At 45.8% G+C, this 8,678-nt stretch carries 7 protein-coding genes; 1 reads left to right on the forward strand and 6 read right to left on the reverse strand.

Annotated elements, in window-relative coordinates:
• Nucleotides 1-223: 223 nt before the first annotated feature.
• Nucleotides 224-634 carry a Cd(II)/Pb(II)-responsive transcriptional regulator gene (cadR, locus tag JMX98_RS12990; RefSeq protein ID WP_413786558.1) on the reverse strand — a complete coding sequence of 137 codons (411 nt, stop codon included), beginning with the start codon at nt 632-634 and terminating at the stop codon, nt 224-226.
• Nucleotides 635-815: 181 nt separating this feature from the next.
• Here cadR and JMX98_RS12995 point away from each other — a divergent pair, with 181 nt between their 5' ends.
• Nucleotides 816-2,960, forward strand: coding sequence for a heavy metal translocating P-type ATPase (locus JMX98_RS12995; RefSeq protein WP_201587182.1), 2,145 nt, complete (start codon nt 816-818; stop codon nt 2,958-2,960).
• 292 nt (nt 2,961-3,252) lie between these two features.
• Here the strand turns inward: JMX98_RS12995 and JMX98_RS13000 are convergent, their stop codons facing one another.
• The 5 genes from JMX98_RS13000 to JMX98_RS13020 all read right to left on the reverse strand — a co-directional run bounded on the left by JMX98_RS13000 (nt 3,253) and on the right by JMX98_RS13020 (nt 8,431).
• Nucleotides 3,253-5,718, reverse strand: coding sequence for a site-specific recombinase (locus JMX98_RS13000; protein WP_201587184.1), 2,466 nt, complete (start codon nt 5,716-5,718; stop codon nt 3,253-3,255).
• A gap of 508 nt (nt 5,719-6,226) precedes the next feature.
• Entirely contained in the window at nt 6,227-6,640 is a 414-nt protein-coding gene (locus JMX98_RS13005; RefSeq protein ID WP_201587186.1) for a roadblock/LC7 domain-containing protein, read from the reverse strand.
• Nucleotides 6,640-7,173 (reverse strand): GTP-binding protein, encoded by a 534-nt coding sequence (locus JMX98_RS13010; RefSeq protein WP_201587188.1) that lies wholly within the window; start codon nt 7,171-7,173, stop codon nt 6,640-6,642. Before JMX98_RS13010 ends, JMX98_RS13005 begins: the two co-directional genes overlap by 1 nt.
• Nucleotides 7,174-7,176: 3 nt before the next feature.
• Entirely contained in the window at nt 7,177-7,923 is a 747-nt protein-coding gene (locus JMX98_RS13015) for a BLUF domain-containing protein (RefSeq protein WP_201587190.1), read from the reverse strand.
• Nucleotides 7,924-8,071: 148 nt separating this feature from the next.
• Nucleotides 8,072-8,431: a hypothetical protein gene (locus tag JMX98_RS13020; RefSeq protein ID WP_201587192.1), complete on the reverse strand. Its 360-nt coding sequence runs from the start codon at nt 8,429-8,431 to the stop codon at nt 8,072-8,074.
• Nucleotides 8,432-8,678 lie beyond the last annotated feature (247 nt).

Raw genomic sequence — 8,678 nt, forward strand, 5'->3', positions numbered from 1 at the left:
TTCTACCAACATCGGTCTCTTTACCTGCACAATACGGTTCTATCTTTGCCCACTGGGCATCACTTAGTGTTAATCTAGTCATAGCACTATAATTATCAATTATTCTCTATATGTCAACACACCCTAGTGCAGTAATGGCAAAAAGCCCGACAGTTTTTAATTCAGACAAAATTATTCCTTTGACTATTTATAATGTAGTGTCTAAACAATACGGCTGATGTCTCTACTGATGACAAGAATTATCAGCAAGAGCATTTAATATTCCACAGGATACCGCGGGTGCGCTAGATAGGCATTTTTTTCGCAAATCCATTAGATGCTGCTTTAACTGCATCAACTCTTCAATACGAACTTCTACCGCCTCAATATGCTCATCCAACAAGGCATTTACATTGCCGCAGTCTCTGTCAGGCTCATCCCAGTACTGCAATAACACCCGTACTTCATCCAACTTCATATCAAGCGTACGACAGTGCAGGATAAACTGTAGACGCTCGATGTGGGTGTCATTATATAAACGATAATTGCCTGCACTGCGTGAAGGCTCAGGCAACAATCCTTCCTTTTCATAGTAACGAATGGTTTCTACTGTCGCGCCTGTGCGTTTAGCGAGTTCTCCGATTTTAATCAGCATAACTGCCTCTTGAGCATTAAACATTAAAGTAACTATAAAGTTTAATGACTAATAAATCAATGTTATGACGTTAAAGACGAAGTACCTTGACTCTAAAGCCACTATAGGGTTCATAATAGATTTATTAAAAAATGCTTATAGCAGCACAAGTTATCAGGACAACGCATTAGGAAAAATAATTATGCAATATCATATCGAAGGTATGGACTGTGCCAGCTGCGTCGGTAAAATCGAAACGGCGCTCGCTCGTATGCCTGACATCTCTGATGTACAGCTTAACTTTGCCACCGAAAAGTTAACGCTAACACTGGATCCTGATGGAGAGACGCAATTTAGTGACATCGAAAAAACCATTAAGCGCCTCGGGTTTGGTATATCTGCCATAACGGATCAATCAACCGCAGCAAATAGTAGCCGTCAGTCCGCTACAGAGCAGCCACGTTGGTGGCAAAGCCGCAAAGGTAAGCGAGTCATTGGTCTTGGTGTGTTGATGAGCGCCGCTTACGCGCTATCAGTGGTTTTTTCTGATTATGGCATGTGGGCATTTGCTGTTGCCGTCATTGTGGGCGTGTCTCCTTTTGCTCGTAAAGCCTTTGCCTTAGCGTCGACCGGCACACCTTTTTCGATTGAGATGCTGATGTCGATTGCGGCAATTGGTGCGCTTATTATTGGTGAGCCTGCAGAGGCAGCAGCAGTGGTATTCTTATTCTCAGTCGGCGAGCTACTAGAGAGCGTGGCTGCTGATCGCGCGCGTGCTGGCATTAGGGCTTTGGCAGCACTGGTGCCAAAGACTGCGATTTTACTTGACGCACAAGGCGGGCAGCGCGATGTACCGACATCTTCATTACAAATCGAGGATTTGGTGCTGGTACGCCCAGGCGATAAGGTATCTGCTGACGGCATTATTACTCAGGGCGCATCTAGCCTTGATGAATCGCCCATCACCGGCGAGTCTATCCCCGTTGCCAAAACAATAGGCGACAAGGTGTTTGCAGGCGCCATCAATACGGAGGGCGCGCTGCACATACGCGTAGAAAAAACAGCCGCTGACAATACCATTGCACGAATCATTGAGCTAGTGGAGCAGGCGCAAGCCTCCAAAGCGCCCACTGCACGTTTTATCGAAAAGTTTAGCCGCTACTACACGCCAGCAGTGATGGCGATTGCCGCTTTAGTTATTATTATTCCGCCGTTAGTGATGGGCGGGGAGTGGGCAACTTGGCTATATCGCGGTTTGGCATTATTGCTCATCGCCTGTCCTTGCGCTCTCGTCCTATCCACACCGGCCGCTATCGCCTCGGGTCTGGCTGTTGGGACGCGCCGCGGCCTGCTAATCAAAGGTGGGAGCGCGTTAGAAACCATTGGTCGCGTCAATACGGTTGCTTTTGACAAGACAGGTACGTTAACGGAAGGCAAGCCCCGCGTGACCGACGTTATTACCTTTGCCCAGCAGTATATGGATGCTCAAGATGAAAATGCGATATTAGCGCTGTTTGCCAGTGTTGAGTCCGCCTCTAACCATCCGCTTGCAAAAGCCATCATCGATCACGCCAAAACGGCCAATATTGCCATACCAGTAGCGTCTAAGGCTCACGCGACTGCAGGTAAAGCTGTGCATGCGACGGTAGCTGGGCGCTCTTTAACCATCAGCTCTCCTGTATATGCCGCCGACCAAACCTCAATAACCGCCAAACAAAACGCCCAAATCGAAGCGTTACAAAATGAAGGAAAAACGGTGTCGGTACTGTTCGATGAGCAAAGCCGTGAGGTGCTCGGGCTAATCGCGCTACGAGATGAGTTGCGGGACGATGCCAAAGAAGGCGTAGCACAGCTTCATGCAATGGGGGTTCGCTCCATGATGCTGACGGGTGACAACCGCCTTACTGCTCAAGCGCTTGCTAGTCATCTAGATATAGAGTGGCAAGCTGAGCTGTTGCCCGAAGATAAGCTGCATTTGATAGACGAGATGAAGACTAAAGCCCAAATAGCGATGATTGGTGATGGTATCAATGATGCGCCAGCGTTAGCGACTGCCGATGTCGGTATCGCGATGGGCGGTGGTACTGATGTCGCCATTGAAACGGCTGACGTCGCTTTATTAAAAAGTCGCGTGACCGACGTCGCTCATCTGATTGCATTGTCGCGTGCAACCTTATCTAATATTCATCAAAACGTGATTTTTGCGCTGGGCCTCAAAGCAGTGTTTTTAATCACCACGGTACTCGGTATCACTGGTTTATGGATCGCGGTATTGGCTGATACTGGCGCAACCGTGCTGGTTACACTTAATGCTTTGCGTTTAATGCGTTTTAAAAACGTCCATTAGCAAACGCCCTTAACACAACGAGATATTGAATACCTGTAATGCTTAGAGCGTGTCCTTACTTCAATAGATAATCCTCTAGATGGATTAAAGATGGCTAACTCTGGCCAAATGCTGTCAATTAGCTGACTAGTAGCTCGATATTCTCTGCGCTGTGTTCGTTGTTTGATGACAATGTTTGATAAAAATGTCTAATCATAATGTTTGGCTGCCATTCATCTCATTTTTATCACCATTTTTAAAATAAAGACACGCTCTATATAAACCCCAGTTCGGAATAAGCAAAGTGCCCGTATTAACTGGGCAGTTTTGGTGGTTTTTTCGGTTTTGGCAGTGGCGTTTTGGCATCGCCTGCAGGCTTGCTATCAGGGGCGCTCATGCCTTGGTCAGCACTATTTTGGTCAGTACGATGGCGCTGGTTTTGCGCGCTACTATCAGCTGACAGATTGTTGGTTTTGCCGTATTGAATATCATTGGCGTACGGCACACTGTTTAGCTCTTCATCGACGAGGCCGTCATCTAAGTCGATGACTTTTTTTGGCGGTGCATGCGGCTGTATATGATCGCCTTTTGGTTGATTGGCGTAGTATATGTCGGTGCTGGTCTGCGCATTTTGTGCCCCTGCCTGTTTGGACTCAGGCAGTATTCTGACATCGGATAGGCGGCGTACCACATAGTTACTTGGAAGGGGTTTACCGCTTTTTTGTGCCGAGGTGTCATCAAATATCATGTGTCCTTGGCTATCGATACGCGCATATTTCATGGGCTTGTCACGCGGCCAAAAAAAGTCAGAAGGATGACTGATAATGTGACCAAACACCAATTTGGTCAAACGACCCCATTCAAAGAAACGTACTTCTTTGGAGCGTAGCGCGACAAACAGCGCCAGAGAAAAACTGACCATCAGGTTGACGATGCCAATTAGCGCCACTCCTAGGATCGACAATAAAATCACGCTCCAGCTGATTTGGTCGGCGGAGATATTAAACAATCCATGCGCTAGGTTGGCTGAGGCAAAGGCGATATGGCGGATATCAATCGGTAGACCAAAGATATAGCCTATCGTCGCGGTACTGCCTAAGAATACACCAAATAAAAAGTTGCCCATGATAGCGCCGAGATTGGCCTCGACAAAGCCGCCCAGCCGCTGGAGCCAAGATTTGGGCAGTACGTATTGCAAGAGTCGATGACGCTGGATACGCGCGCCTATATGGTTATAAACCGCCAAGTTATCATAGTAGCCAGCGATAAGCCCCGATAAGAACAAATACACCCCAGCGATGGCAGCATGAGGCAGAGCCAATGAGCGAAAAGGATCAAGGTCGTGCAGGAGGTGCTCAGCCTTGGTGGTGTCGATCATCGGTGCGCCTGTGTACTGTAGCCATGCAAACGAGATAATCAAAGCAACTGGGATAGCCAGCATGACGTTACCCATGATAGCGATAAACTGCGTGCGCAAAATGTCGACCACCAGCTCTGAGAGCTTGGTCAATTGCCGTGATTTTTTGCCCGAGCTGTCCGATATCGTTGAGGCGATGGCCGCAGCAGTCATGGCCGGCTGCTTGGTGGCGACTGTACCGCGAATGACATGAATGAATACAAAACCCAAGCCATAAATCATACTATTAACAAACGCGCGTCCCATCGGCGCTAAGGCCAATTGATAGGCCAGTATCTTGATGGTAGCCATAAAGGCAATGACAAAACCGCCGATAGAGGCCTTTTTAAACATTTTTTGATAGCCAGCTTTGTCGGTACTGATATAGTGCTCACCGACGCGGCTGGCGTTTTCTGTGACTTTGCGCGATAGCAGTTTGGTATTATTGTCAATCAAATAGCCAATACTATAGCGGCGATTGGCCGTGGTAATCAGCGTCTGCACCAGCTCAATCACCGCATGATCTCGCTTTTGATGATCATCGGTCAAAAGCTCGGTCAAGATGCGCATGCGCTGCAGGCTTTGATCAAGGCGCAGCATCATGTTGGTCAGACGAATAGAGATACCTGTTTTATAAATGCGCTTACGTACGGTGGCGACGATGCCTTCGCACTGCTCAAGCATGACCAGCAAGGGCGCTGGGTCTACGGCTTTTTCGGGTGTGATGTCTGTCAGCGTATCTAGCTCGTGGGCTTGGCGATACTGATTGACAAACAGCACGGCTTCTTGGTTTTGGGCGACAAAAGACGCAGAGTAGTTGAGTATCTGAGGATACGACTCCATCAGATCGGGGTGCAAGCCAATGCCGCTAATGCGGTACGATAAGATAATAATGGCGTTTAATATATTGTTTTTGGCGGTAGCGACTAGGTCCAGATGCTGCTCATTGACTTTTAGTAGCTCGACCAGCGCATCCCACTTGTCGCGCTCGATGTTGGCCAGCCAGCGTTCATCAGAGCGCTTATTAAATAAATAGCCCACCAGTTCAACGACGGAGTCTTCTTGCGGCAATAAAGGCAAAAACCGATGCCCAATCAGCCGGCGCAGACTGTTAAAAAACCCTTGATCTGACATGATGCCGGTGTCGGTGTATAGCGCAATTTGTCGATACTCGATAATGAGCTTTAACACAAAGCTGGCCAGCCCATCTGCATACTCTGGATGCTGACGTAGGATGTCGATTAGTGATTGAATGTTTTGATTGGCTAGGGCAGGCTCTCTATCACTGACGCGCAGCTCATTTATCAAGCGCTTGAGCACCACCGGATCGGGCACATCACTGAGCGCAGTAATCTGTTGCAAAATGCGTTTTAGTTCTGACACGTTGCGTCCTTTATTATGAGAGGATTTATCATAAGCGGTTTTTATTATTTAAGAGTCATCAAGGTTGCTGGGCGACCAACGAGCTGCACACCATCAGACAAGTATCCTGCGTTATTTTAATCATAACGATAGTTCGGTGGTGAATTATTTTGTTAGCAGTTATTTTTACTAGGGTATGTTGACAATTACCGTAAATGGATAATCGTCGCTGCTAAATAGATATGAGCAGCAAACGCCTCATCCGTTTTTTCAGCACGCATGGCAATTTTCTTGAAATTTTTCCATGATGGCGCTTTCTTTTTTCGGTATTGATTTTATATCGTGATTGGTAATACACCTTATATAAGCCGCCTATGAGTATTGATTATAGCCATGCTGATAATGTTTGTTTATCGAGTATGGCACCTAACTTATGGTAGCTCGCTTATACCAGCTAATAAAAAAGCGCTGACTATGTATCATATCCAGTCAGCGCTTTTTATAAGCTTAGAGGCTATCTTGAATCGCTTTATGCACTGATAGCCGTTATCTCACTAGCGAGTCTTTTCGTCTTATATCTGGCTTCAGCTAACGTCATCTTGTTTTTGGCAACCACAGTCAGCACGCAAGGCTTACTCAGGTAGTCTGTTTTTACAAACAGCATATTACCCGACGTCGCCTCCACGATAGTGATCTCACACTCTCCTTGCTGCATTTGATTAGCAGACGAATCGCTGAGTGCTGAAAGCGTGCTACTCATCGCCGCAAACTTATCTGCTTGATTGCTCAGCTCGTTTATCGAAAAACAACTAATAGGAAAACCATCAGTGGTACACAAAGTCACGAGCGCAATTTCTCTATTGGCTTCACAAAGCTCTTTGATACAGCTTGATAGCACCGCTTTTGCTTGGGAGTTTTCATTTATCATAATCGTATCTAACATTACTGTTCATTATTAAGAGTATTAAATAGCTGCAAAAGACCAATAGCGGACTCTCGGCTTCTAGGGTCGGCATTAATGATGGGCGCGACTACATTATGATGCATGAGTACCGCTCTAACCTCTTGTCCTAGCGCCGCTAGGCTTGCAGGGTCGGCGTCCTCACAGTGGGTCACTCCTACGATACAAGTGGTTTGGTTTTTTTCTGGCGCAAAAAAAGTCAGCAGTTTGTCCAAGTTATTATAGTCAGGGATATCGCCATACTTAATCAAAATAAGCAGACCCCACAAAGAGCGATTGACAAACTCCCACAAAAAAGAATAACGCTCTTGACCTGGCACCCCATAAATACCTAATGCCATATCATCGGCTAAAGTAATACGCCCATAATCGATACCGACAGTCGTATATTCTTTGCCTATATCGATACTAGACTTGGCTTCAGTTTCAAGAGGACTTATCTCGCTTAAAGTCTTGACCAGCCGAGTTTTTCCGGCACCTACTTCTCCGATTATCGCTAGCTTCTGATAGTCCACTGCTTACCCCATTCCTAAAAATCTTTTAATCGCACCATAAAACCTGCTCGGTTTTTTTGCTGGTATATCTTGTGGTTTGGCCGGCTCTGACACAGCACTGGGCGCAGGCTCGGTCACCGCCAGTATCCCTAATGACTCAAAATCTTTGATAATATCAGTGACCTGATCATAAGTCCCAAATTCATCACTCGCGACTAAACTGTCAAAAGGATAAGGGTTTTTGGTCAATTTGACGCAAAGATTCATGATCAGCTGCGGTTGACTGGTCCGATTAAGGTCAGGCCATGCCAGCAGCTTTAGGTATTTGCCATCGTAAGAATGAGTCGCTATGGCATTGTTATTGCCTAAATTGATAAAATCTTGCAGACGTGCTTTTTGCTCAAACGTAAAAGCATCTAATGTCTGTTGATGGTCTTCAATAAATGTCTTAAAAATAGGGCCTTGATCGATAAAATCAAAGATACTGACCCTCCACTTATCGAAGCTACGCTTCGTCACTTTTTCGTCGACAAACACCCATATATCGTTATGCCTAGGATCAGCCAATATCTTATTCATCAAGTCATCGATCTCGATAGCCGGCCCTTCTAGCACTTGCACGTACTGGCCTCGGCGATAGGATAGAACACCTGTGATTTGCGCGGCTGGATTGCGTTTGCGAGATATCTGTACGATGTTTGACAAACCGGTAGGCAGGTTGATACCGCGCTCATTGGCAGTGGTTCTACTGACATACGCAATACATTTCATGTTGCCCTCACTTAAATAAGGCATATAAAGTAGCTTGTTCAATGATGACGATAGCTACTGATAATTAAGGGGTGAGTATCGAGTCATCGCTCTTTAAAGTGGCAGCAATAGCAATGACTCAATAATAAGAAGCGTGATTCTAGCTTATTTATACTTCAAGCTTAGCTTCGATGCCTTGTACTTTACGGCGCGCCAAAGCTAGGTTTGATTTGGCTTTATCGAGTACCAAGTACAAAAACAAACCTTCGTTATGCGCTGATGGGCGAATGATATGAATCTGTGATTCTAGAGTAATCAACATATCATCGATATCACCTTTGATACCTAATGATTCCATCGTTGCCATTTTGGCTTTGACCACTTGCGAGTTACCGGCAGCAGCAAGCTCTAAATCCACGCCGCCACCAGCCGTACCTAGCACCATGCCGGACATATAGTCGACAATACAGGCACCCATAGCGCCATCAACTTGCATTAACTCTTGTAAAGACTGATCGATATTGGACATTTTCTTTCCTCAATTATTTTAAATGGTGAAGCACTTATACTTTATTTTAAAAATAAAGTGATTGTTTGTGCCGTATTTTATCTAAAGCTATCACTGCATATTAATAACAAAACCACACTATAATTAGGGGCTGTATAGAATTGAGAAAACATTGAAAAAAATAAGCAACGCCTTACTCTAATGTTTACCACAACAAAGAAACAAGGCGTCACTTATGGCTCGCACCAAGCTTAACGATGAACATTGG

The sequence above is a fragment of the Psychrobacter sp. HII-4 genome (assembly GCF_904846595.1).
Classification (GTDB): Bacteria; Pseudomonadota; Gammaproteobacteria; order Pseudomonadales; family Moraxellaceae; genus Psychrobacter; species Psychrobacter celer.

What these genes read in the sequence shown, in the direction of transcription:
- cadR (WP_413786558.1), bottom strand. Translation starts at nt 634, where the DNA reads ATGCTGATTAAAATCGGAGAACTCGCTAAACGCACAGGCGCGACAGTA.
- JMX98_RS12995 (WP_201587182.1), top strand. Translation starts at nt 816, where the DNA reads ATGCAATATCATATCGAAGGTATGGACTGTGCCAGCTGCGTCGGTAAA.
- JMX98_RS13005 (WP_201587186.1), bottom strand. Translation starts at nt 6,640, where the DNA reads ATGTTAGATACGATTATGATAAATGAAAACTCCCAAGCAAAAGCGGTG.
- JMX98_RS13015 (WP_201587190.1), bottom strand. Translation starts at nt 7,923, where the DNA reads ATGAAATGTATTGCGTATGTCAGTAGAACCACTGCCAATGAGCGCGGT.
- JMX98_RS13020 (WP_201587192.1), bottom strand. Translation starts at nt 8,431, where the DNA reads ATGTCCAATATCGATCAGTCTTTACAAGAGTTAATGCAAGTTGATGGC.